Below are 22,736 nucleotides of genomic sequence, written 5' to 3' on the forward strand. Positions count from 1 at the left end.
TACATGCACCTCTTACTCATGTTATGCCTGAACACAAAATTTCTGACACCCTCGCAGAGTGCCTTGCAAATGACGAAACCTCGTGAGCAACCGAGTTCCCTGTGGGAGCGACTTCAGTCGCGATGGGCGGCAGGGCCGTCCCAGGGTCGCAACCTCGATTTCCCCGACAATTGCGTCTGGGGCTCCAGCCTGGGCTAGACGTTCCTGTCGCAATGCTCATTTACGCCAGCAACTCCGCTTCCTAGGCTAGACGCCCCTCGGCTAGGCGCCCCCGACCGCTTTCACGCCGCCGCCGTTGGCCTTGCCTAACCCTCGCGTAAGACTCTTCAGACAAAGCCTGACTTCAGCCCCATCTTTTTCCTCTCCAACCCCCACAAAAATCCTCATTTCGCTCCCCCCACATTCCCGTGACTATGACCCTATCCCCCGCCGCCCAACCCCGCAGCGGGCTGCACCTGGCCGGGCGCTGATTCGCCCGTTCCCTGACCCGTTCGAAGGACACCCCCATGCCCGCACAGACAACAACCCTCGACACCCTGGTGATCGGCGCCGGCCAGGCCGGGATCGCGGCCAGTGAACATTTGAGCAGCCTCGGCGTGCCGCACCTGGTGCTGGAGCGCAAGCGCATCGCCGAGGCGTGGCGCAGTGGGCGCTGGGATTCGCTGGTGGCCAACGGGCCGGTGTGGCATGACCGCTTTCCAGGGCTGGACTTCGATGAGCTCGACCCCGATGCGTTCGCCGGCAAGGACCGCGTGGCCGACTACTTCGAGGCCTATGTGGAGAAATTCAACGTGCCGGTGCGCACTGGCGTGGAGGTGAAACGGGTCACACGCAATGTCGGTAAGCCCGGCTTTCGGGTGGAAACCAGTGAAGGCGTGATCGAGGCGCAGCGCGTGGTGGTGGCCACCGGCCCCTTCCAGACCCCGGTAATTCCGCCCATCGCAGCGCAGGAGGCCGGGCTGTATCAGATTCACTCCGCCGACTACTTCAACCCGCAGCAATTGCCAGACGGCGCAGTGCTGGTGGTCGGTGCCGGCTCCTCCGGCACGCAGATCGCCGATGAACTGCAACGCGCCGGCAAGCAGGTGTACCTCTCGGTGGGCGCCCACGACCGCCCGCCACGGCGCTACCGCAACCGGGACTTCTGCTGGTGGCTGGGCGTGCTCGGCGAGTGGGATGCCGAGACCCCGCGCCAGGGCCGCGAGCACGTGACCATCGCGGTGAGCGGTGCGCGCGGCGGCAATACCGTCGACTTCCGCGCGCTGGCCCATGAAGGCATGACCCTGGTCGGGCTGACGAAGTCGTTCGACAACGGCGTGGTGACCTTCCAGCCGGACCTGGCGGCCAACCTGGCTGCCGGCGATGCCAACTACCTGGCGGTGCTGGATGCTGCCGACGCCTACATCGAGCGGCACGGCCTGGACCTGCCCGAAGAGCCTCAAGCGCGCCACCGCTACCCTGACCCGGCCTGCGTCAGCGAGCCGATTCTCAGCCTGAACCTGCGTGAGGCCGGCATCACCAGCGTGATCTGGGCCACGGGCTATTCGGTCGACTACAGCTGGTTGCAGGTCGATGCGTTCAACGAGAACGGCAAGCCCAAGCATCAACGCGGCGTGTCCAGCGAGCCGGGGGTGTATTTCCTCGGCCTGCCATGGCTGTCGCGGCGCGGGTCGAGCTTCATCTGGGGGGTGTGGCACGACGCCAAGCACGTCGCCGGGCACATCGCCACGCAGCGCAGTTACAGCGCCTACCGCGATGCCACACAGCGCCAAGCCGGTCTTTGATCCCGTTCGCCACCCTTTGCCAGCCTGTTCAAGGAGCTTTCGATGCCAACCCACACCCGCATCCGCATGTTCAACACCAAGGACACCTACCCCAACCAGACCCTGGACAACGACCTGTGCCAGGCCGTGCGCGCAGGCAACACTGTGTACGTGCGCGGCCAGGTCGGTACCGATTTCAATGGCAATCTGGTCGGCCTGGGCGACGCAGGCGCGCAGGCCGAGCAGGCCATGCAGAACGTCAAGCAGCTGCTCGAGGAAGCCGGCAGCGACCTCTCGCATATCGTCAAGACCACCACCTACCTGATCGACCCGCGCTACCGCGAGCCGGTGTACCAGGTGGTGGGCAAGTGGCTGCGCGGCGTGTTTCCGATCTCCACCGGGCTGGTGGTGTCGGCCCTGGGTCAGCCGCAGTGGCTGATGGAAATCGATGTGATTGCGGTGATTCCGGATGACTGGGAGGCGCGCGCATGACGTTCTCGATCATTGGCCGCTGCGCCGACACCGGCCAGCTCGGCATTGCCATCAGCTCATCGAGCATTGCCGTGGGTGCACGCTGCCCGTGGGTGCGGGCCGGCGTGGGTGCCGTGGCGACGCAGAACGTCACCTTGCCCGCGCTGGGCCCGGAAATCCTCGATCTGCTCGAACACCAGCAGCTCACCCCGCAACAGGCGCTGGACCGGGCGCTGCAAGCCAACGGCTGGAGCCAGTACCGGCAGGTGACGGTGATCGATGATCAGGGCCGCGTGGCGATGTTCAGCGGGCAACAGGCGCTGGGCCTGTACCACGCAGTGAGCGGCGAGCAGTGCGCGGCGGCGGGCAATCTACTGGCCAGTACCGACGTCATCCAGGCGATGGTCGAGGCCTTCGAGCAGGCCTCCGGCGCGCTGGCCGACCGTTTGCTGGCCGCGATGCAGGCAGCGATGGCGGCCGGTGGCGAGGCCGGGCCGGTGCACTCGGCGGCGCTCAAGGTGGCAGGCGACTTGGTCTGGCCGATCATCGACCTGCGGGTGGACTGGGCCGAGCACGACCCCATCGGCCAGCTCGACGGCCTGTGGCAGGCCTACCAGCCGCAGATGCAGGACTATCTCACCCGCGCCCTCGACCCCACCGCCGCCCCGACCTACGGAGTGCCGGGCGATGAGTGAACCGCGCAGCCGTGACCTGCTGGCGCAGCTGATCGGCTTCGCCACGGTGAGCCGCGACTCGAACCTGGCGCTGATCGACTTCATCGCCCAGTACCTCGCCGGGCATGGCGTGCAGGCCGAGCTGCTGTTCAACGAAGCGGGCACCAAGGCCAGCCTGTTCGCCACCCTTGGCCCGGACATCGCCGGCGGCATCGTGCTGTCGGGGCACACCGATGTGGTGCCGGTGGACGGCCAGGCCTGGACAGTGCCACCGTTCGAGATGAGCGAGGCCAATGGGCGCTTGTACGGGCGCGGGACAGCGGACATGAAGGGCTTCATCGCCTGCGTGCTGGCCGCCGTGCCGCGCCTGCTGGCCAAGCCGCTGCGCAGTCCGGTACACCTTGCGTTTTCCTACGATGAAGAGGTTGGTTGCCTGGGTGTGCGGCCAATGCTCGAGGCGCTCAACCAGCGCCCGCACAAACCCCGGCTGTGCCTGATCGGCGAACCTACCGAACTGCAACCGGTGCTGGGCCACAAGGGCAAGCTGGCGATGCGCTGCGAAGTGCATGGGCTGGCCTGCCATTCGGCCTATGCGCCATCGGGCGTCAATGCCATCGAATATGCCGCGAAGCTGATTGGTCGGTTGGGCAGCATCGGCGAAGCGCTGGCGGCGCCCGAGCATCACGATGCGCGCTTCGACCCGCCCTACTCCACCGTGCAGACAGGCCTCATCCAGGGCGGTCGTGCGTTGAACATCGTGCCGGCCGAATGCACCTTCGATTTCGAGGTGCGCACCCTGCCCGGCTTCGACGCGCAGCAGGTGGTGGATGACCTGCGAGCCTATGCTGATGGCGATTTATTGCCGCGCATGCAGGCGGTAAGTGTCGATACCGATATCCGTCTGCGGCCGCTCAGTGCTTACCCTGGACTGGCGACGGCGGCTGACAGCGAGGCGGCTTTGCTGCTGGCGCAGCTGTGCGGGTCGGACGCATTCACTACGGTGGCCTTCGGCACCGAGGGCGGGCTGTTCGATGAGGCCGGGATTCCCACGGTGGTGTGCGGGCCCGGGAGCATGGATCAGGGGCACAAGCCGGATGAGTTCGTCACCCTGGCGCAGTTGCAGGGGTGTGATGCGATGCTGGCGCGGTTGGCTGATTATCTGCAGGCTTGATGCAGCAGGTGCGATTCAGGGCGGACCAGGGTTTCGGCCGAAGCGACGTTCATGACCTGACGCTACTTGTCGATTGATGGAGCCTTGGGCGGTACTGACCCATTTGAAAGACACGCGTTTCTGAGCGCTGCTCGGAATCGTACCAACGACAATGGCGGCTGCGCCCAAGCGCTCGCTGTGCCCGACATGTCGGTTGGCTCAGTCCTCTGCGCGACAGCGCAGCGCCTTGCGGCGGGCAGCCGCTTGCAGGAAGCGAATCCAACCGCGAGGCATTGCGCTGTGGCACCCGCTGGGCGCTCGGTTGAGTTACAGGTCTGCCTTCACCGTCAGCATGAAGTTACGCGGCTCGCCATAGTAGTTACCGAAGCCCTCTCTGCCGATGCTCTGGTAGTAGTGACGGTCGAACAGGTTGTTGCCATTGAGGGCCAATGACCAGGTGTCGTCGATGCGGTAACCGATACGGCCATTCCACAGGGCATAACCGGACTGCGTGTTCTTGATGGTGCCGGTGTTGTTCAGGCGGTAGTTGTCGCTCTGCGCCTCTACCCCGGCGCCGACGCTGAAGCGCTCGAGCGGCCCACTCAGTTGATAGTCGCCCCATACCCGCAACAGGTGACGCGGCACGTAGCTATTGAAGACCGTGCCTTCGCTGGCGGCATTGAGGTTGTCCAGGGTTTTGGTCTGGGTGTAGGTGTAGCCGGCCAGCACTTGCAGTCGGTCGATGACTTCACCGCTGATCTCCGTTTCAAAGCCCTGCGCACGCACCTTGCCAGCGTTGACGTAGCAATAGCCGTCCGGTGATGGACAGCTGGAGTTGTAGTCGGTCTGGGCCTGATCTTTCTGGATCGTGCGGAACAGGTTGAACGATGTATTCAAGCGGCCCTGCAACCACTCTCCTTTGACACCCAGTTCGTACGAGTCGCCCACCATGGGTTTCAGCGAGCCGCCGCCCTCGGCGCGGAACTGCCCTTGCGGCGTGAAGATGGCGGAGTAGCTGGCATAGGCAGTGAGGTTGTCAGTGAAGTCGTAGAGCACGCCAGCGAACGGCGTGACCTCACCGGACTCGGTGCTTTCACTGTGTTCGGCATAGTCCCATGCCACGGTGTAGTTGTCGCTTTCGGACTTGTACCAGCTGACGCGGCTGCCCAGTACCAGTGTCAGCGGGTCCGCCAGTTTCAAGCGCAGCGTGGAATAGGCGCCGTACTGCCGGGTGGTGGAATCTACCGGCCCGCCGCTGTAGGAGTTGGCCGCGTAGTCGCTATCCGCTGGTTCGGGAATACGGCCGTTGGGTGCAAAAGGGTTCTGCGTCTGCGGCAGCCTGATCAGCAAGTAGCTGTCGTCCTTGCGCGAACGGCTGGCGTTGGCGCCCACCGTCAGTTCATGTTGTTGGCCAAACGCGTCGAAATGGCCGTTTACGTACGCGTCGAAACCATAGTCCACCTGGTCGTAGTCGAACAGGCCCGAGTACATGCCCATGGCCGGTGTCGTGCCGGGGGTGACGCTGCCTTCGGAGAAGGCGTATTTGATGTCCTGGGTGTTCTTGCTGTACACCCCTGCAACCTTCAATGCCCAGTTGTCGTTGAACTGATGGGCGAGGTCAGTGAACACGGTGGTCCGGTGGCTTTGCCAGTCGTTCCAGGCGGCGCCCAGGCACGTCGAGCGACTGAGTTTCAAGTCGCTGCCATCCCTGTAGCGCGGCAGGCCGTGCCAACAGGGGTTGGCGTCCACATCTTCGTAGGCCACGCCTAATCCCAAGGTGGTGACCGAGGTGAGATCGTAATCGAGCGCGCCATAAAACACCTGGTCCTGACGCTCAGCCTGGTCGTAGAAATAATGGCGATCCTGCTGGGCCACCACGGCACGCCCGCGCAGCGTGCCGCTGTCATTCAGCGGGCCGCCGGTATCGACCTGGCCTCGGTAGTTGTCCCAGCTGCCAGCCGACAACGTGAGTTCGGTGTGCGGCGTGGTGGTGCCGCGCTTGCGCACGAAGTTCACCGCGCCCACGGTACCGCCGGAGCCTTTCATCATGCCGGCGGCGCCGCGTTGCACTTCCACACGGTCGTAGAGCGCCATGTCGCTGCTGAAGCTGTCGGCTTGCACGTAGTTGTTGCCCATGTCCAGCGGCACGCCGTCGTACTGGTACTGGCCGAGCATCTGGAAACCACGGGAATAGAAGTATTTACCGCCCATGGGTGAGTCATACACGGTGATGCCGGGGGTCTTTTTCATCACCTCTTCGATGGTGTTGAGGTTCTGGTCATCCATGAACTGGCGCGTCATGACCGTGACCGATTGCGGCGTTTCACGCAGTGAGTGCTGGCCTTTGCCGATGGTGACACCGCCCGTTGTGTACGAGCCACTGCCCTCGGTCGTCGCCGATAGCGTTTCACCATTGATATCGATGGCCGCCAGTTCCAGTGCGCCGCCCTGCAGCCGTGTGATGACCAGCGTATTGCCTTGCTGGCGGTAAGTCAGACCGCTGCGCTGAAGCAGCTGGGTGAGCGCAGCGGAAGGCTCCAGTCGCCCGCGCACCGCAGGCGCCAGCCGATCAGGAACGATGCTGTGGTCTACCGCCAACGTCAGGTGCGCGGCTTCTGCCAGCTGGCGCAACGAGGTGGCCAGTGGCTGGCTCGGCAAGTCGAGATCGATCGGTACCGCCCAGACTTGGCTGGAAACGCTCAGGGCAACGGCCAGAGCAAGAGGCTTGAGGACGCTCATGGAGGGCATGGAAGAGTTCATCTGATGTGGAGTTACCTACTGACGGGCCACTGCACCAAAACCCCAACCTGCACGATGAAAAAATAATGCTTGATGGCTCAAAGCCCACGCAGATAGGTGACGCCATTGCTGCTGCTGACCTCGATCGGCGCAATGGACGGCAGGGCCTGAACAAAGCCCTCCACGTTATCGAGTTGCACCACGGCATTGATCGATGGCGTGTGCTTGCCCGGTAACACACGCACCGGTTGCCGGTGGTAGCGCGACAGGCTCGTCGCGATCTCCTCCAGCCCCGCCTGCTCCAGTACCAGACGCCCCTGTTCGAAGGCGAACGCATTACTCGCGGCAACGTCGAGTCGATGCGGCGCTGTGTGACCATTGCAGCTGGCGACATCGCCGGCGGCCAGTACCACGCTGCCCTCATCGTTTTCCACCCTTACCGAGCCACGCGCCACACTGACGCGCAGTTCGAGCGGATCACGCGCCACCACGAAGCGAGTGCCCAGTACCGTGACCTGGGCCAGGCCGCCATCGACCCGAAACGCCCGGTCCGTTTCGTGGGCAACATCGAAGACGGCTTGCCCCTGCAGCAGGTAGACCTGACGTCGACCTCGTTCAAAGCGCACGTGCAGGCGGGTGTCCGCTGCCAGATGAACCTCGCTGCCGTCCGGCAGGCTGACGCGGCGGCGCTCGCCAATCGCCGTGGCATATCGCGCTTCCCATTCCAGGGGTTGGCGATACCGCCACGCCAGCCCAACGGCCAGCACGCCCACCAGCCCGAGCATGCCCCGGCGCATGAACGTGCGCCGGCCATGTCGCCGCTCCATCGCTTGCGCCAGTGCCTGGGTGTTGGCAGTAGAAGAAAAGTCGCCCCACAATTCGCTGAACGCCTGGTACTCACGCGCATGCAGCGGATTTGCCGCCAGCCATGCACGCAGTTGTTCGTGATCAGGGTGGTCCTTGGGAACGTGCAACAGCCGGGTAAACCAGTGAGCCGCTTGCTCGCGCACCGAACTCATGACGTGAGCGCCTCTTTGGCAGCGCGCATGTCGAGTAACGCACGAACCAGATGGCGCTCCACCGCGGTCAGGCTGATCCCCAGCATTCGAGCGATCTCCACCTGCTTGTGCCCCTCGATACGCGCCAGCCAGAACACTTCGCGGCAACGCGGCGGCAGATGATCGATGATGCGTTGCAACGCTTCCAGGCGCTGACGCATGTCCAGCAGATGCTCCGGCGAAGGCGCAAATTGTTCGCCCAGTGAATCATTGGCGACGGCCAGGCCTTCCGGCGCATCCAGCGAGCAGAAGCGACCGGTATGGCGAAAGTGATCCATCAGGACAGACTGCGCGACCCGGCGTAAATACGCATTGGGTTGCTCGATGCGCGTCTGTCGGTCGGCCAGCAGGTAGCGGATGAAGGCGTCGTGCAATACATCCTGAGCCAGCTGAATGCACCCGGTACGGCGGCCCAGACTCAACAACAGATCCGTGTACGCCCAGCGCAAGTCGATTCGATTCCAGTTCATGACCACCGCAACATCCGTGCAAGCCACATGAAATTGGGTGGCCAGGGCAGGATAACGAGCCAGGAATTGAATGGGAATAGTTACCATCTGAAAATTATTCTTCACACACTGCAGTGCGATCAGCCAACCCCGAACCTCACCCTTTCTGGCTGAGTGCCGTCAGCCGCTCTCGGCAGTAATCCACGAACGCCTGCGCCGGCTTGGTCAACTGCCCCTTGCGCAGGCGCGCGCTCACCAGCCCGGATGGCGTGACCGGCTCAGCGATTTCGAGCGTCACCAGGCTCTGCCCGTCATAGGTATGACTGGAAAACGGTCGTGTCACCAACAGCGAAAACCCGAACCCCTGCCCGACCATCCCGCGCACCATTTCGATCGATGGCGAGCCAAACACGATGTTCGGCGTCAGCCCCAGCTCATGAAACAGGCTGACGAAATAGGCGCGGCTGGGCAGCACGTCGAGCAGGATCATCGGCTCGCGCACCAGATCGCGCAGCGACACCTCGCGCTGGCTGGCGTAGCGGTGGTTGCCGGGCAGCAGCACATAGGGCTTTTGCGCCGGCATCAGCGGCTCGGTCTCGATGGTGTTGTCCAGCTCGTGCTCGAAGAGAAAGACCACGTCGAAGCTGCCAGCGGTCAGGCCCTGCACCAGCTCCTGCTGGTCGCCGTCGCGCAGGCGGATGTCGACGCCGGGGTACTGCTGCTTGAAGCCGGCGATCAGTTGCGGCAGGTACAGCGGCGCGACAGTCTCGAAGCAGCCGATGTCGATCTGGCCGCTCATCACCTCGTTGTCGGCCAGGGCGTTCTGCTCGAACTCGTGGGCGATGCGCAGCAGCTCGCGGGCCTTGTGGTAGAAGCGCTTGCCACTGGGGGTCAGCGACACGCCCTGGGCGTGGTGGCGGATGAACAGCTGCACATTGAAGCTGCCCTCCAGGTTCTTGATCGCCGTGGAGATCGACGGCTGGGCGATGTACAGCTGGCGCGACGCTTCGGCCACGCTGCCGGCTTCGACCGTGGTCACGAAATACTTCAGTTGGCGCAAGGAGTAGGCAGCCACGGGCACCTCGTAGGGGGCGGCGGGCCGGGCACAGTGGCCGCGCGTGCAGGGAAATCCGACCTGCACAGTAGCGCAACCGGCACCTGACCGGGCAATGCCTTGGCCAGCTTTTTCATAAGGCCGAAGAACATTTTTAATCGTTTTCCTGCGGCCGGGACTGGCGCACCATCGGTTCACCAACCCACAAGAACAGCGCCGGGCGCCCTCTGCGACTCGCCGCCCGTTGCACCCCTTACTGCCTCTACATCATCACAACCACAAGTAATGAGGGAGTCTCCATGCGTACTCGTCACGCGTCGTTCGGCCTTGCGCTACTCACGGCAGTCAGCCTGCCCGCTTTTGCAGAATCCTCCAGCCTGACCGTCATCTCCTTTGGCGGCGCCACCAAGGCTGCCCAGCAAGCGGCCTACTTCCAGCCGTTCGAAAAGAGCGGTGCGGGCAAGATCGTCGCCGGGGAGTACAACGGCGAACTGTCGAAGATCAAGGCCATGGTCGATGTCGGCCATGTGTCCTGGGACGTGGTGGAAGTCGAGAGCCCCGAGCTGGTGCGCGGTTGCGAATCGGGGCTGTTCGAGAAGCTCGATGCGAACATCATCGGCCAAGCCTCGACCTTCCTGCCCGGCACGGTGAGCGAGTGCGGCGTGGCCAGCTACGTGTGGTCGATGGTGCTGGCCTTCAATCCGCAGAAACTCAAGCAAGGCCCGACCTCGTGGGCCGACTTCTGGGACACCCAGCGCTTCCCCGGCAAGCGCGGCATGCGCAAGGGCGCCAAGTACACGTTGGAAGCGGCGCTGCTGGCCGACGGCGTTTCGCGTGAAGACCTGTACAAGGTGCTGGCCACCCCTGAAGGCGTGACCCGCGCGTTCAAGAAGCTCGACCAGATCAAGCCCAACATCCAATGGTGGGAAGCCGGCGCGCAGCCCGCACAGTGGTTGGTGGCGGGTGATGTGGTGATGTCGGCGGCCTACAATGGGCGCATCGCCACGGCGCAGAAAGAGGGCTCGGACCTGAGCATCGTCTGGGCCGGCAGCCTCTATGACCCGGACCACTGGGCCATCGTGCGCGGCAGCCAGAACAAGGCCCTGGCCGAAAACTTCATCCGCTTCGCCAGCCAGGCCGATACGCAGAAAACCTTCTCCACCCAGATCCCCTACGGCCCGATCCGCCAGGACGCCCTGGCGCAACTGCCGGCCGACGTGCAACGGCAACTGCCCACGGCGCCGGAGAACCTGGCGCAGGCGCAGTTGGTCGATGCCGAGTTCTGGGTTGATCATGGGGAGGAACTGGAAGAGCGGTTCAATGCGTGGGCAGCGCGGTAGGTTGGCAACCAGCCGGAGAGTCAGACCTGATGGCTGGGCCGCACGCGTGGGTCAGCCAAAGTCGGCCTCGAAAGGCGCCGCACTGGTCTGGATCGCCCGTACCACCTGAGGAGCCAGCTCTGCGAGTTCCTCCTGATACATCAAGGTTCCCTCTACGGCCTGGAGTATTTCCCGAATGCGTTCACGTGGCTCTTCCACTCGACAAAGCCGGCCAAATTCCAGCAGGTGCACTCGAGAAGCACACAACGACTTCTGATTATTCAGCGTCAGCGCCAAGGAATCATCAGGCAGGTAGGCCGTGGTACTGACGATGTCGTAGGCGGGTGCCAAAGCAGCATCCGCTGCACCTGCCGTGCCGTAGAGCAGACCGAAATTTTTCAGGTGAGCATCGCCATTACCCACAATGCAACTCAAAGCAACGATGTCGAACAGTCTGTGCAAACTCTCAGTCTGCCGGGCTGGAGCGACGAAGATGCCTATCGCCTTGGCGATCATCTCGTAGCTTTTGCTGTATTTCTGCTCGGTCCCTAGCCCCATCAACACCGCCATGTCCTCAAAACCCAAGGGGTCAAGGTTTTCCGTACGGTCGAAGCGCCGCATCACGAACAGACGCTTGTCATCGGACAGATAAAATTCGGGTGTGCTGATACCGGCTGCACTGGCGATGCTCATGCACAGGAACTCATTGATGGCAAGGTGCGGGAAGGCATCCCTTCCACTTTTCACAATCAGCTCACCCGTCACCGCTGTGGCCTTGTACGGCAGCTCTTGCGTTTCAGGTACCAAGACCTTGGGCTGCACACCGGAGATGCCGGAACGCAGGATGTATCGGTTTGCCAGCTCCAGAAACAGGTCTTGCGTACCGTCCCATGTCAGGATGTCTTCGAGCTGTTCGCCTTTGCTGCTAGAGGCGTGAGCACTCAGTAGCTGTTGAACCTGAGCAGAACGGATTCCGACACGCCCGATGGGTGAGTTGCCGCCCGCCAACGCGAGCAGGAGCATGGCATCGATCTTGACCACCTTGGCCAGCCGATACTTTAGCTGCTCCAGCAGATAACCCTCTGGAAGGTTCATTTGGAAAATGGGATGCAGCTCTCTGCGCCGGTACTCATCGCGCCGCACCGGCATGGTCAGACTGATCGGACAGACGTCTGTCGCTGAGCCATAACGGAACACGTAGTCGCCGTCCGCAGCACGAAACATCAAGCCGGACACGTTCTCGGGAGTGAACACTTGCAGTTCGTGGATCATACGAACACGTCCTGGAGTTCTTCAAGCGTTGGCAGGCGGCTGGGCACTACTTCGAGCTCACAGCCCAGAGCACTTAAAACAAGGCAGTAATAGGAAAGCGCCACAGTCGTTTGGCCCCGTTCTACCTCGGCTATTTTTTGCCGTGTCACACCGGCCAATCGCGCCAACTGGACCTTGCTGATACCACGACGCTCGCGCATGAGCGTAATCTGGCGACCGAAACGCTCAGCGATCAGGGACTCGCTCATGTTATGTAAACCTTACATTTCAGAAGTGAAGTAACGTAAGCATAACACTCAGATCCTGAGGGATGGTCCGGCAGATCTCCAAAACATCACATTAGCTAAAGTCGAAAGTGAACAGCACCAGCCCTTCCACCGGCTCGTAAAACATCACGATCATGTCCGCACCCTGGGTGCGGTAATGCCAGCCAGGCACGCTGGCGACATGCAAGAAGCGGCGGCCGGCGGGGCTCAGGGGATAGACGGTCGAGGGGCTGCGGCGGCTGCCGTCTACGCTGATGACCTCCTTGGGGAACGGTACCGACTGCACCCAGTTGTCGCCCCCGTCGGCATCGCCCCCCAGTTGGCTGACGAACGCTTCGGGCTCAGGATCGCGGATATACGTTTCCAGGCGTCGCAACGTGCCGCTGGCGCGGTAAGCCTCGGCGGTTGCGGCGTACGACTGATGCTGCTCGGCGTAATGCTGTTGCAGTTCGGCCGTGAGTTCAGGGAATTGCGTGTGCAGCGCGCCGTTGTCACGGTGCAGGAAGAAATAACGGGGGTCGCCACACAGTCGGTAGCGGCCGTTTTCCAGGGTGAAACCGATCCAGTTGGTTTTCAGCAGGTCGCCGTGAAGGCCCGTCTGCTCAGTGTGCTGACCGACAAATCCCTCGTAGGGCTCCAACGGGCTGAGCATATGCAACACGCCTGACCAGTCAGGGTTGAGGGTGGCGATATCTAGGCTGAACAGCGGATGCAAATGCGCGGCGAGCTCCAGTTGGTCGGGCGCGAATACGTCTTCGGCAGCGGGAAAAGGCGACATGCCTTGAGGTACTTGCGTGTACTCGCTGGGGGAATTTTGGGTCATCGGATCAACTCCTGTTTTCGATCATGGCCTCTAGTGCGGCTTCGAGCGCGTGCAGTTCGACCACAATGCCGTCACCTTGGTGCGCCAGCAACTCGGTGGTCACCGGGCGCTCCCTGGCCGAGCGACCGCCGCCGCCTGCCCGAGCCGACTCAACCACACCGACCCCAGGATCACCCCGCCCCCTACCAGCAACCGCCCCAGCGGCGCGCCCTGGTTCCAGATCAGCAGGTTCAGCACCAGGCCCACCGGCACGTGCAGGTTGTTCATCACCGCCAGCGTGGCGCCGGGCACCAGGCACGCGCCCTTGTTCCACCAGTACAGCCCCAACGCCGTCGGCACCAGGCCGAGAAAGGCCAGCACCTGCCACTGCACCGCGGTGCTGGGCAGGTGCGCGGCGTTGCCGAACAACAGAAAGCCCGGCAAGGCCACCAGCAGCGCGCCGATGTAGAAATAGCCAAAGCGCCGGTAGTGCGGCAGGTCGCTGGGATGGCGGGCGATGAGGTGGCGGTACAGCACCTGGCCGGCGGCGTAGGTGAAGTTGGCCAGCTGCAGCAGCAGGAAGCCGATGAAGAAGTCGCCGCTGATGCTGTCGAAACGGATCACCGCAGCACCGGCCACCGCCACGGCAGCGGCCAGCAGCGCCCAGGGGTTGAAGCGTCGATTCAGGGCGTCTTCGATGAGGGTCACGTGCAGCGGCGTGAGGATGGTGAACAGCAGCACTTCCGGCACGCTGAGCACACGAAAACTCAAATACAGGCACACGTAGGTGATGCCGTACTGCAATGCGCCGATCAGCAGCAGCGAGCGCATGACCCGCGGCTCGACCTGGCGCCAGCGGGTCAGTGGCAGGAACACCAGCGCGGCCAGGACCACGCGGGCCAGCACGGCGAAATAGCTATCGACCTGCCCGGCCAGGTATTCGCCGATCAGGTTGAAGGAAAACGCCTGGATCAGCGCGACGATAATCAGGTAGCCCATGGTGGCCTCTCGGTATGCAAGGCGGCGACCTTAGCGGCTGGGGGGGCGGGGGTTCAACTGTCTTGGGAAAAACTGGCAGGAGCAGCCGGCCCGAGGCAACCGATCTGGCCCTGTTGGACAACAGCGTCAGGCCCACTGCCAACCTAAAAAAAACCCGGCCAGGTTGGCCGGGTCACTACACCCAAAGGAGCAAAAGGGTGTCAGGTCGGGAATTCGCGGTATCAGGCCACAGCGGCAAGACGGGCCTTGGCCTGGTTCATGCCTTTCTCGTAGAAGTCGCCACTCATGTTCAGGCCTTCGGCGTGAATGAACTCGACGTCGTGGATGCCGATGAACGCCATCACCTGGCGCAGGTAGGGTTCCTGATGATCGCTGGCAGCGCCGGCATGGATGCCACCACGGGCGGTCAGCACGATGGCGCGCTTGCCGGTCAGCAGGCCTTGCGGGCCAGTCGGGGTGTACTTGAAGGTGATGCCGGCGCGCAGCACGTGGTCGAGCCAGGCCTTCAACGTGCTGGGGATGGTGAAGTTGTACATCGGCGCGGCGAGCACCAGCACGTCGGCGGCGAGCAGCTCATCGGTGAGGATGTTGGAGCGGGTCAGGGCTTCGATTTCGGCGCCGGAACGCTCGGCCTCAGGCTTCATCCAGCCGCCAAGCAGGTCGACGTCCAGGTGGGGCACCGGCTTGGCGGCGACGTCACGCAGGGTGATCACGTCATCGGGGTGCGCGCCTTGCCACTGGCTGACGAACGCGCGGGTCAGTTGCCGAGAGGTCGAGTCCTGTTGTCGGGCGCTGCTTTCAATGATCAGTACGTGGGCCATGTGGGCCTCCATCGGCAAAAGGTGTGATGCGATGGAGGTGAGATTATCGATTGACCGATCGATAAAAAAGCGTAAAAAGTGGGTAGTACCTATCGAATATCCTGTTATTTTTCGGTGCAGGCCACGCTGATGCGCAGCCGCAGGATGTCTCGGTTGAAGCGTGCGGTCACGCTCGCCCGCTGGCCGGCCTCTACGTTCACCCGCCGTACCCTCGGCGCCTCCGGGCCGTTGCGCAAGGTCACCTTGCACGCGGCAGCCGCCTGCCCGTAGTTGTTCAGGGTGACGCCAGCCAGATCAGGGGCGGTGTCGTCGGCAGTGACATCGACCTTCATGCCGTCGAGCTTTTTGTCCACATCGATCGGGTAAGCCGCCGCCGCCAGCGGCAGGCACAGCAGCAGTGACAGGCAGTATCTATTCATGGGCGCGCTCCTTGAAGCGCGCAGCTTAGGCGATCAGGAGATCAAGATGAAAGCGCCTCGCGTCACCCTGGATCAGTGGCGAACCCTGCAGGCGGTGGTCGATCATGGCGGCTTCGCCCAGGCTGCCGACGCCCTGCACCGCTCGCAATCGTCGGTGAGCTACACCGTCGCCCGCATGCAGGAACAGCTCGGCGTGCCGCTGCTGCGCATCGATGGCCGCAAGGCCGTGCTCACCGAAGCCGGGGATGTGTTGCTGCGGCGCTCGCGCCACCTGGTCAAGCAGGCCAGCCAGCTCGAAGACCTGGCCCACCACATGGAGCAGGGCTGGGAAGCCGAGGTGCGCGTGGTGGTCGATGCCGCCTATCCCAGCGCGCGGCTGGTGCGTGCGCTCAGTGCCTTCATGCCGCAGAGCCGCGGCTGCCGGGTGCGTCTGCGTGAAGAGGTGCTGTCGGGCGTCGAAGAGGTGCTCCACGAAGGCATCGCGGACCTTGCCATCAGCAGCTACAGCATCGGCGGTTACCTGGGCAGCGAGTTGAGTGCGGTGGAGTTCGTGGCCGTGGCCCACCCCGAACACAGCCTGCACCGCAGCGGCCGCGAGCTGACCTTCCAGGACCTGGAAAGCCAACTGCAGGTGGTGATCCGCGATTCGGGCCGGGCGCAGCCGCGTGATGTCGGTTGGCTGGGCGCCGAGCAGCGCTGGACCGTTGGTAGCCTGGGCACCGCCACCACCTTTGTCAGCAGTGGCCTGGGCTTTGCCTGGCTGCCGCGGCACATGATCGAGCGCGAGTTGCGCGATGGCGTACTCAAGGCCTTGCCGCTGGACCAGGGCGGCAGTCGTCACCCGCTGTTCTACCTGTATTCGAGCAAGGAAAAGAGCCTGGGGCCGGCCACGCAGATCCTCATCGAGCTGCTGCGCAACTTCGACACCGCGCCGCTGGATGTGCCCTTTGCAGCGCCCGCGCAGGCGTGAAGGGCGACGCGTTCATGAAGCGCCGATGCGAAGGCCGCCTGCTGGCCCAGCGGCCTGACGCAGCACGATGCAGCGTGCGCGCCCTGCTCACCACCTGGTCCACCCTGTCCACCTCAGGCAGGTGCACACGCCGGCGAAGTCGCCCACTACACCGGCGCATCCTCCAGCAGACCGCGCTTTAGTGAGCTGGGAGGAACATGGCGGCAACGTCCACTGTCCGACACGTGTAACCGCGCCCCATCGTGTGCCACCGGCTCGGGGCCGAAGGCCGAGCGCTCTGACGACGTGGCACGTTGATTGCGCCCGGCCCTGACTGCAGTTGCCAGAAATGCCGCCGTGCGCCGTCCACCGGCCGTTGAAGATGCGGGTTGTATCACCCCGGCAAGAGGATCATCAGCGGTTGTCAGGCTGGCAGTCTGCCTGGAATCCCGGCAGGCTATGCCAGCAGATAGACCCGATTACGCTGTGCTGCCTGACAGCGACTAACACCCCACAAGGACTTCGCGCCCATGCTGAAAAAACTACTGCTCGTCACCTGCTCCCTGGCCCTGGCCACCAGCGTCATGGCCTCCGACAAGACCCCGCACGTACTGCTCGACACCAGCTTTGGCCAGGTAGAAATCGAGCTCAACGCTGAAAAGGCGCCGATCAGCACCAAGAACTTCCTCAGCTACGTGGACAGCGGCTTCTACAACAACACGATTTTCCACCGCGTGATCCCGGGCTTCATGGTTCAGGGCGGCGGGTTCACTGAGCAGATGCAGCAGAAAGACACCAAGGACCCCATTCGCAACGAGGCCAGCAACGGCCTGAAAAACGCCCGCGGCACCCTGTCCATGGCGCGCACGTCCAACCCCAACTCGGCCACCAGCCAGTTCTTCATCAACGTGGCCGACAACGAGTTCCTCAACCCGGGCCGTGACGCCGGCTACGCAGTGTTCGGCAAGGTGACCAAGGGCATGGAAGTGGTCGACCAGATCGTCCGCTCGCCGACCACCACCAAGAAAGGCATGGGCGACGTGCCCTCCGATCCGGTGTTCATCAAGTCGGCCAAACGCATCGACTGACCGCGAGCTGCGCGCGGCTCGGTATGAGCTGCGCTTGCGCCGTGGGCAGTTGCCAGGCGCAGGTGCAGCTCGTTCAGCGCCAAGGCCGTGCATCCACCTCGCGGCCGCCATGACCAGGAGTGCTGTAATCCATGCTGTACCGCCGTTTCGAGCAACTGATCGACATCTTTCGCGAGGCCCCCACTGAGGCCCCGCCGAGCAAGGTGCTGCCGTTCTACCTCTATTACATGCGTCAGGTCTGGCCGAGCTTTCTCGCGCTGCTGGTGATCGGCCTGATCGCCTCGCTGATCGAAGTGGCGATGTTCAGCTTCCTCAGCCGTCTCATCGACCTGGCCCAGGGCACGCCCAACGTCAACTTCTTCACCGAGCACAGCGGCGAGTTGATCTGGATGCTGGTGGTGGTGCTGGTGGCGCGGCCGATCTTCTTCGGCCTGCATGACCTGCTGGTGCACCAGACCATCAACCCCGGCATGACCAGCCTGATCCGCTGGCAAAACCACACCTATGTGCTGCGCCAGAGCCTGAACTTCTTCCAGAACGATTTCGCCGGACGCATCGCCCAGCGCATCATGCAGACCGGCAACTCACTGCGCGATTCGGCGGTGCAGGCGGTGGATGCGCTGTGGCATGTACTGATCTACGCGATCACCTCGCTGGTGCTGTTCGCCGAGGCCGACTGGCGCCTGATGCTGCCGCTGCTGGTGTGGATCGTCGGCTACATCGCCGCGCTCTGCTACTTCGTGCCGCGGGTCAAGGCGCGTTCGGTGATTTCGTCCGAGGCGCGCTCGAAGTTGATGGGGCGCATCGTCGACGGTTACACCAACATCACCACACTCAAACTGTTCGCCCACACCGACCACGAGCAGCAATACGCCCGTGAGGCGATCCGCGAACAGACCGAGAAAACCCAGCTGGCCTCGCGCGTGGTGACCAGCATGGACGTGGCCATTACCAGCCTGAACGGGCTGCTGGTGGTCACGACCACGGGCCTGGCGCTGTGGCTGTGGTCACACTCGCTGATCAGCGTCGGCGCCATCGCCCTGGCCACCGGCCTGGTGATTCGCATCGTCAACATGTCGGGCTGGATCATGTGGGTGGTCAACGGCATCTTCGAGAACATCGGCATGGTGCAAGATGGGCTGCAAACCATTGCCCAGCCCGTCACCGTCAGTGACAAGCCCAACGCGCCAGCACTGCGTGTCAGCCAGGGTGCGGTGCACTTCAAGCAGGTCGACTTCCACTATGGCAAGGCCAGCAATGTGATTCAGGGGCTGGAGTTGAACATCAAGCCGGGCGAGAAAATCGGCCTGATCGGCCCCTCGGGCGCCGGCAAATCGACGCTGGTGAACCTGCTGCTGCGTTTGTACGACATCCACGGTGGGCAGATTCTCATCGATGGCCAGGACATCGCCGAGGTCAACCAGGCCAGCCTGCGCGCGCAGATCGGCATGATCACCCAGGATACGTCGCTGTTGCACCGCTCGATTCGCGAGAACCTGCTGTACGGCCGACCCGAGGCCAGCGAGGCTGAAATGCTCGAGGCCGTGCACCAGGCGCGGGCCGATGAGTTCATTCCGCTGCTGTCCGATGCCGAAGGTCGCATGGGGCTGGACGCACATGTTGGCGAGCGCGGGGTGAAGTTGTCCGGCGGCCAGCGCCAACGTATCGCCATCGCCCGCGTGCTGCTGAAGAACGCGCCGATCCTGATCATGGACGAAGCCACCTCAGCGCTGGATTCGGAAGTGGAAGCGGCCATTCAGGAGAGCCTGGAAACGCTGATGCAGGGCAAGACGGTCATCGCCATCGCCCACCGCCTTTCCACCATCGCGCGCATGGACCGTTTGGTGGTGCTGGAGAAGGGTCGGATCGTGGAGATGGGCAGCCATGCCGAGCTGCTCGCCCATAAAGGGCTGTATGCGCGGTTGTGGCAGCACCAGACCGGTGGCTTCGTCGGGGTCGATTGAGCCGGCCAGGAGCGGCCAGCTGGCCGCTCACCTTGACGATATCGGCCTGAGCCGGGACACATTAGACTGCTTTGCGCATCCTCTGCGCTCCAGCGGAAGCGCCGGTCCGGCGCTCCGGTTAGCCACGATGGCCGGCAAAGCCGGGTCAGCTCAGGCGCCATCGACCAACCTGACAGAACGCTGTAGCCGCCATCGGGGCTGCTGCGCAGCCCATCGCGACTGAAGTCGCTCCAACCCGGGCGTCGCTCCAACACTGCATCGCTGTAGGAGCGGCTTCAGCCGCGATGGCCGGCTAAGCCGGCCCAGTTCAGGCGCTATCGCCCAACCTGACAGAACGCCGTAGCAGCCCTACTCCGTAATGCGATAAGGCAACAATGTTCGCGCCTGCTCCGCATACGCCAGTACCCCGTCGCGTTCCTCGCGTAGAAAATCCTCCACGGCCTTGCGCAAGCCAGGGTGCAACAGGTAATGCCATGACCGCGTGATCACCGGCTCGAACCCGCGGATCAGCTTGTGCTCGCCTTGGGCGCCGGCGTCGAAGCGGCCAATGCCCTTCTCGATCGCGACGTCCATACCCTGGTAGAAGCAGGTCTCGAAATGCAGTCGGTCGAACTCATCCAGGCAGCCCCAGTAGCGCCCATACAGGGTTTGATCGCCCAGCAGGCTCAGGGCCATAGCTACATCGCGGCTGCCCTGGCGGGCGATGACGACGTGAATGGCCTCGGGCATGCGCTCGCCGATCAGGCTGAAGAACTCACGGGTCAGGTACGGCGCGCGGCCGCGTACCGCGTAGGTGTTGGCGTAGCAGCGGTAGATGAAGTCCCACTGCACCTGGGTCAGCTCGGCGCCGGTGAAGCGGTCGAAGACGATGCCCTGCCCCGCCACCTGCTCACGCTCCTTGCGCATCTGCTTGCGCTTGCGTGAGGTCAAGGTGTCGAGGAAGTCCTGAAAGTCCCGGTAGTTGCGGTTCTGCCAATGGAACTGGCAACCCAGCCGCTCCAGCCAGCCCGGTTGCGCGCTGATCAGAGGGTCGAGTTCAGGCTCGGTAAAGTTGATGTGGGCGCTCGATAGCTGGCCCTTGGTGAGGTATTCCGGCAACGCCTGGAGCACCAACTGGCTGTCCTCGGGGCTTCGGCTCAACAGTCGTGGTCCGGTGACCGGGCTGAACGGTACGGCGCCAAGCAGCTTGGGGTAATAGGCGATGCCGGCCCGTTCACAGGCGTCGGCCCAGCCGTGGTCGAACACGTACTCGCCGAACGAGTGCCATTTGCGGTACGCCGGCAGCAACGCGCGCACCTCACCATCGCGCTCCAGCACCAGATGTTCGGCGGCCCAGCCGGTCTGGCGGCTGACGCTGCCGCTGTCTTCCAGCGCGCTGAGAAAGGCATGGCGCAGGAACGGCTGGTCGGCCGGGACGAAGGCATCCCAGGTGCTTGCGGGCAGGTCACGCAGGTGGGCAAGGCTGTGCAAGCTGATCACGGCGACTACTCATGTAGGAAGTTTCAGCAGTATCAGGGAACAACCCGCCCAGACTCAAACCATCGTATCGACTTAACCTCAGCGCCATCATTCAGACATTATTCTGTAATCACCCCCCGCAATACTTGCGCCTGTTTTCGGAACTCGAGAAACCTGTCTATTCAGGGCCTTTCCGCAGACATGCCAACTTTGATGGGGGTGGGCGTTTCCAGCCTCCCCACACTTTCCAAACGGGAGAACTGTATGCGCGTTGTTTCTACACTTACCGGAGTCAGCCTGACCGGCCTGGTGCTGGCCCTGAGCACTCCGGCCAGTGCTGCCGTCGACGCCAAGCTGCTCGAAATGCTGCGGGCCAATGGCTCGATCAATCAGGCGCAGTACAGCGAACTGCAGGCGGATCTCGCCAACGAAAACAAAGAAAAGGCCGCGCAGAAAGCGCAGGTCGAGCGCGCCAGCTCCTTCGAACAGAAAGTGGCCTGGGCCGCCAAGACCCAGGTCAAGGGCGATGTACGTCTGCGTTACGAAGACGTCAACGTCGACAACCCGATCAGCCGCAGCAACAACCAGGACCGCGAGCGTGTGCGTGCCCGCGTCGGCTTCTACAGCGAGATCAACCCGCAGGTCGACGCTGGCGTGCGTATCGCCACCGGCAGCAGCGCCGATGGCCGCTCGACCAACCAGAGCCTGGACAACTACTTCGAGAAGAAATCGCTTTGGGTGGACCTCGCCTACCTCGACTGGCACCCCACGGGCATTCCGAACCTGCACCTGGTTGGCGGCAAGATGCCGCAGCAATGGGTGAGCATGGGCGACATCATCTGGGACAGCGACCTGAACCCGGAAGGCGTGGCCGTCACCTACAAGCACAACGTCGGCAGCGCGGAAGTGTTCGGCAGCGCCGGTCACTACACCCTCAAGGACAACGTCGACGGCGACGGCGTACAGTTCAAGCACGACGCACAGCTCTACCATGCTCAGTTGGGCACCAAATTCGCTGCGACCGACGCGCTGAAGTTCACCGTGGGTGCCAGCCTGTTCGCCTACGACAACGACAAGCCATCGGCTTTCCTGCGCGCCTTGGGCAACACCACCGATGAGTTCCAGCTGGTCGAAGGCTTTGGTCAGGTGGACTTCACCGGCTTCGCCATTCCGTTGTCGGCCTATGGCCAATACGTGAAGAACACCAAGAGCACCGACGGCATGGACGTAGCCTGGCTGACCGGTGTGAAGACCAAGCTGGGCGCCTGGAGCCTGGACTACAACTACCGCGACGTGCAGCGTAACGGTGTGGTCAGCGCCTTCACCGACTCGGACTTCGGCAACGGCTTTACCGGCTCGCGCGGTCACAAGGTCAAGGTCGGCTACGAGATCGACAAGAACTTCTCGCTTGGCGCGGCCTATCTGATGGCCAAGACCGACTACTCCAACCTGCCGAACAGCGATGCTAGCGTCGATACGCTGCAGGTGGATCTGGAAGCGAAGTTCTAAGGTTTGTAGCACCCCTGCGGTACTACAGCGGGAAGCGCCGATTCCATCCGGCGCTTTCCGTTTTTTTTTGGTTGGTTGTTTTGCTGGTTGCTTGATATGGCTGTAGGTGGGGTTTTTTGGGGAGTGGGCTTGGGGTTTTGGGGTTTCTGCGAGGGATTTGTGGGCGGTTGGTCACCTTTTCGCCTTTACGGCGACGTCCTTTTGCGGCGGCTGCCCGCCCGGGGCAAAAGGACGCAAAAACGCTGGCTCCCGCAGCCGGCCCTTCGCTGCGCTGCGGGTGCCCTGCGTTCCGGGGCTTTACGGGGCTGCGCGGCCTACGGTTTGCTGCGCAAACCTACATCTCGCGACTTCGGCTGCGCCTCAGCGGCGCTGCGCGCCGGCCCCTTCAAGCCCCTGCACTTCGGCCGGCTGAAGTCGCGATCTCGGGCGTCTGAGCTGGCCAGTCATGAAGAACCAGAGCAACGGCAACGGCAACGGCAACGGCAACGGCAACGGCAACGGCAACGGCAACG

Annotated in this window: 20 protein-coding genes; 9 read left to right on the forward strand and 11 right to left on the reverse strand. The window is 63.1% G+C overall.

Going from position 1 to position 22,736, the window contains the following annotated elements; translation table 11 throughout:
• Positions 1-506: 506 nt before the first annotated feature.
• Genes RT028_RS14225 through argE form a run of 4 tightly spaced genes read left to right on the forward strand, consistent with a single transcriptional unit; the run spans position 507 to position 4,079 of the window.
• Positions 507-1,784: an NAD(P)/FAD-dependent oxidoreductase gene (locus RT028_RS14225; protein WP_312935768.1), complete on the forward strand. Its 1,278-nt coding sequence runs from the start codon at positions 507-509 to the stop codon at positions 1,782-1,784.
• Between the two features lie 42 nt (positions 1,785-1,826).
• On the forward strand, positions 1,827-2,255 hold the full coding sequence (locus tag RT028_RS14230; RefSeq protein WP_312935769.1) for a RidA family protein: 429 nt from the start codon (positions 1,827-1,829) through the stop codon (positions 2,253-2,255).
• Positions 2,252-2,929, forward strand: coding sequence for a DUF1028 domain-containing protein (locus RT028_RS14235; RefSeq protein ID WP_312935770.1), 678 nt, complete (start codon positions 2,252-2,254; stop codon positions 2,927-2,929). The genes RT028_RS14230 and RT028_RS14235 overlap by 4 nt, the downstream gene beginning before the upstream one ends.
• Positions 2,922-4,079: an acetylornithine deacetylase gene (gene argE / locus RT028_RS14240; RefSeq protein WP_312935771.1), complete on the forward strand. Its 1,158-nt coding sequence runs from the start codon at positions 2,922-2,924 to the stop codon at positions 4,077-4,079. Before RT028_RS14235 ends, argE begins: the two co-directional genes overlap by 8 nt.
• 306 nt (positions 4,080-4,385) lie before the next feature.
• Here argE and RT028_RS14245 read toward each other — a convergent pair whose 3' ends face one another.
• From RT028_RS14245 to RT028_RS14260, 4 genes are all read right to left on the reverse strand, one after another.
• Positions 4,386-6,806: a TonB-dependent siderophore receptor gene (locus RT028_RS14245; protein ID WP_409567256.1), complete on the reverse strand. Its 2,421-nt coding sequence runs from the start codon at positions 6,804-6,806 to the stop codon at positions 4,386-4,388.
• A gap of 89 nt (positions 6,807-6,895) precedes the next feature.
• Positions 6,896-7,816 carry a FecR family protein gene (locus RT028_RS14250; RefSeq protein WP_312935772.1) on the reverse strand — a complete coding sequence of 307 codons (921 nt, stop codon included), beginning with the start codon at positions 7,814-7,816 and terminating at the stop codon, positions 6,896-6,898.
• The gene (locus tag RT028_RS14255; protein WP_312935773.1) at positions 7,813-8,325 is read right to left on the reverse strand and encodes a sigma-70 family RNA polymerase sigma factor; all 513 of its coding nucleotides are present in this window, start codon (positions 8,323-8,325) and stop codon (positions 7,813-7,815) included. Before RT028_RS14255 ends, RT028_RS14250 begins: the two co-directional genes overlap by 4 nt.
• A 136-nt stretch (positions 8,326-8,461) precedes the next feature.
• Positions 8,462-9,379: a LysR family transcriptional regulator gene (locus tag RT028_RS14260; protein WP_312935774.1), complete on the reverse strand. Its 918-nt coding sequence runs from the start codon at positions 9,377-9,379 to the stop codon at positions 8,462-8,464.
• 278 nt (positions 9,380-9,657) lie between these two features.
• On the opposite strand from RT028_RS14260, the gene RT028_RS14265 reads away from it, so the two are divergent.
• Positions 9,658-10,698 (forward strand): ABC transporter substrate-binding protein, encoded by a 1,041-nt coding sequence (locus tag RT028_RS14265; protein WP_312935775.1) that lies wholly within the window; start codon positions 9,658-9,660, stop codon positions 10,696-10,698.
• Between the two features lie 51 nt (positions 10,699-10,749).
• Here RT028_RS14265 and RT028_RS14270 read toward each other — a convergent pair whose 3' ends face one another.
• The 6 genes from RT028_RS14270 to RT028_RS14295 form a co-directional block, all read right to left on the reverse strand.
• Positions 10,750-11,949 carry a type II toxin-antitoxin system HipA family toxin gene (locus RT028_RS14270; RefSeq protein WP_312935776.1) on the reverse strand — a complete coding sequence of 400 codons (1,200 nt, stop codon included), beginning with the start codon at positions 11,947-11,949 and terminating at the stop codon, positions 10,750-10,752.
• On the reverse strand, positions 11,946-12,197 hold the full coding sequence (locus tag RT028_RS14275; RefSeq protein WP_312935777.1) for a helix-turn-helix domain-containing protein: 252 nt from the start codon (positions 12,195-12,197) through the stop codon (positions 11,946-11,948). Before RT028_RS14275 ends, RT028_RS14270 begins: the two co-directional genes overlap by 4 nt.
• Positions 12,198-12,288: 91 nt before the next feature.
• Positions 12,289-13,038, reverse strand: a complete 750-nt coding sequence (locus RT028_RS14280) for a hypothetical protein (protein ID WP_312935778.1) — start codon at positions 13,036-13,038, stop codon at positions 12,289-12,291.
• A gap of 99 nt (positions 13,039-13,137) precedes the next feature.
• On the reverse strand, positions 13,138-14,016 hold the full coding sequence (locus RT028_RS14285) for a carboxylate/amino acid/amine transporter (RefSeq protein ID WP_312935779.1): 879 nt from the start codon (positions 14,014-14,016) through the stop codon (positions 13,138-13,140).
• Between the two features lie 221 nt (positions 14,017-14,237).
• Positions 14,238-14,837, reverse strand: a complete 600-nt coding sequence (locus RT028_RS14290; protein ID WP_312935780.1) for an FMN-dependent NADH-azoreductase — start codon at positions 14,835-14,837, stop codon at positions 14,238-14,240.
• A gap of 104 nt (positions 14,838-14,941) precedes the next feature.
• Positions 14,942-15,256, reverse strand: coding sequence for a 3-phosphoglycerate kinase (locus RT028_RS14295; RefSeq protein WP_312935781.1), 315 nt, complete (start codon positions 15,254-15,256; stop codon positions 14,942-14,944).
• Between the two features lie 46 nt (positions 15,257-15,302).
• Here RT028_RS14295 and RT028_RS14300 point away from each other — a divergent pair, with 46 nt between their 5' ends.
• The 3 genes from RT028_RS14300 to RT028_RS14310 all read left to right on the forward strand — a co-directional run bounded on the left by RT028_RS14300 (position 15,303) and on the right by RT028_RS14310 (position 19,257).
• The gene (locus tag RT028_RS14300) at positions 15,303-16,226 is read left to right on the forward strand and encodes a LysR family transcriptional regulator (protein WP_312935782.1); all 924 of its coding nucleotides are present in this window, start codon (positions 15,303-15,305) and stop codon (positions 16,224-16,226) included.
• A 509-nt stretch (positions 16,227-16,735) separates the two neighbouring features.
• The gene (locus tag RT028_RS14305; RefSeq protein WP_312935783.1) at positions 16,736-17,293 is read left to right on the forward strand and encodes a peptidylprolyl isomerase; all 558 of its coding nucleotides are present in this window, start codon (positions 16,736-16,738) and stop codon (positions 17,291-17,293) included.
• A 131-nt stretch (positions 17,294-17,424) separates the two neighbouring features.
• Positions 17,425-19,257 (forward strand): ABC transporter ATP-binding protein, encoded by a 1,833-nt coding sequence (locus RT028_RS14310; protein WP_312935784.1) that lies wholly within the window; start codon positions 17,425-17,427, stop codon positions 19,255-19,257.
• Between the two features lie 348 nt (positions 19,258-19,605).
• On the opposite strand, the gene RT028_RS14315 is transcribed toward RT028_RS14310, so the two are convergent.
• Entirely contained in the window at positions 19,606-20,736 is a 1,131-nt protein-coding gene (locus tag RT028_RS14315; protein ID WP_312935785.1) for a GNAT family N-acetyltransferase, read from the reverse strand.
• 243 nt (positions 20,737-20,979) lie between these two features.
• On the opposite strand from RT028_RS14315, the gene RT028_RS14320 reads away from it, so the two are divergent.
• Positions 20,980-22,224, forward strand: a complete 1,245-nt coding sequence (locus tag RT028_RS14320) for a putative porin (protein ID WP_312935786.1) — start codon at positions 20,980-20,982, stop codon at positions 22,222-22,224.
• Positions 22,225-22,736: the final 512 nt, after the last annotated feature.

It is taken from the genome of Pseudomonas sp. (assembly GCF_032058845.1).
Taxonomy (GTDB): Bacteria; Pseudomonadota; Gammaproteobacteria; order Pseudomonadales; family Pseudomonadaceae; genus Aquipseudomonas.

Coding starts and splice junctions, on each gene's coding strand:
- RT028_RS14250 (WP_312935772.1), bottom strand. CDS start 7,816: ATGAGTTCGGTGCGCGAGCAAGCGGCTCACTGGTTTACCCGGCTGTTG.
- RT028_RS14280 (WP_312935778.1), bottom strand. CDS start 13,038: ATGACCCAAAATTCCCCCAGCGAGTACACGCAAGTACCTCAAGGCATG.
- RT028_RS14310 (WP_312935784.1), top strand. CDS start 17,425: ATGCTGTACCGCCGTTTCGAGCAACTGATCGACATCTTTCGCGAGGCC.
- RT028_RS14320 (WP_312935786.1), top strand. CDS start 20,980: ATGCGCGTTGTTTCTACACTTACCGGAGTCAGCCTGACCGGCCTGGTG.
- RT028_RS14230 (WP_312935769.1), top strand. CDS start 1,827: ATGCCAACCCACACCCGCATCCGCATGTTCAACACCAAGGACACCTAC.
- RT028_RS14225 (WP_312935768.1), top strand. CDS start 507: ATGCCCGCACAGACAACAACCCTCGACACCCTGGTGATCGGCGCCGGC.
- RT028_RS14235 (WP_312935770.1), top strand. CDS start 2,252: ATGACGTTCTCGATCATTGGCCGCTGCGCCGACACCGGCCAGCTCGGC.
- RT028_RS14270 (WP_312935776.1), bottom strand. CDS start 11,949: ATGATCCACGAACTGCAAGTGTTCACTCCCGAGAACGTGTCCGGCTTG.
- RT028_RS14255 (WP_312935773.1), bottom strand. CDS start 8,325: ATGAACTGGAATCGAATCGACTTGCGCTGGGCGTACACGGATCTGTTG.
- RT028_RS14265 (WP_312935775.1), top strand. CDS start 9,658: ATGCGTACTCGTCACGCGTCGTTCGGCCTTGCGCTACTCACGGCAGTC.
- RT028_RS14245 (WP_409567256.1), bottom strand. CDS start 6,806: ATGCCCTCCATGAGCGTCCTCAAGCCTCTTGCTCTGGCCGTTGCCCTG.
- RT028_RS14285 (WP_312935779.1), bottom strand. CDS start 14,016: ATGGGCTACCTGATTATCGTCGCGCTGATCCAGGCGTTTTCCTTCAAC.
- RT028_RS14300 (WP_312935782.1), top strand. CDS start 15,303: ATGAAAGCGCCTCGCGTCACCCTGGATCAGTGGCGAACCCTGCAGGCG.
- RT028_RS14275 (WP_312935777.1), bottom strand. CDS start 12,197: ATGAGCGAGTCCCTGATCGCTGAGCGTTTCGGTCGCCAGATTACGCTC.
- RT028_RS14295 (WP_312935781.1), bottom strand. CDS start 15,256: ATGAATAGATACTGCCTGTCACTGCTGCTGTGCCTGCCGCTGGCGGCG.
- argE (WP_312935771.1), top strand. CDS start 2,922: ATGAGTGAACCGCGCAGCCGTGACCTGCTGGCGCAGCTGATCGGCTTC.
- RT028_RS14290 (WP_312935780.1), bottom strand. CDS start 14,837: ATGGCCCACGTACTGATCATTGAAAGCAGCGCCCGACAACAGGACTCG.
- RT028_RS14305 (WP_312935783.1), top strand. CDS start 16,736: ATGCTGAAAAAACTACTGCTCGTCACCTGCTCCCTGGCCCTGGCCACC.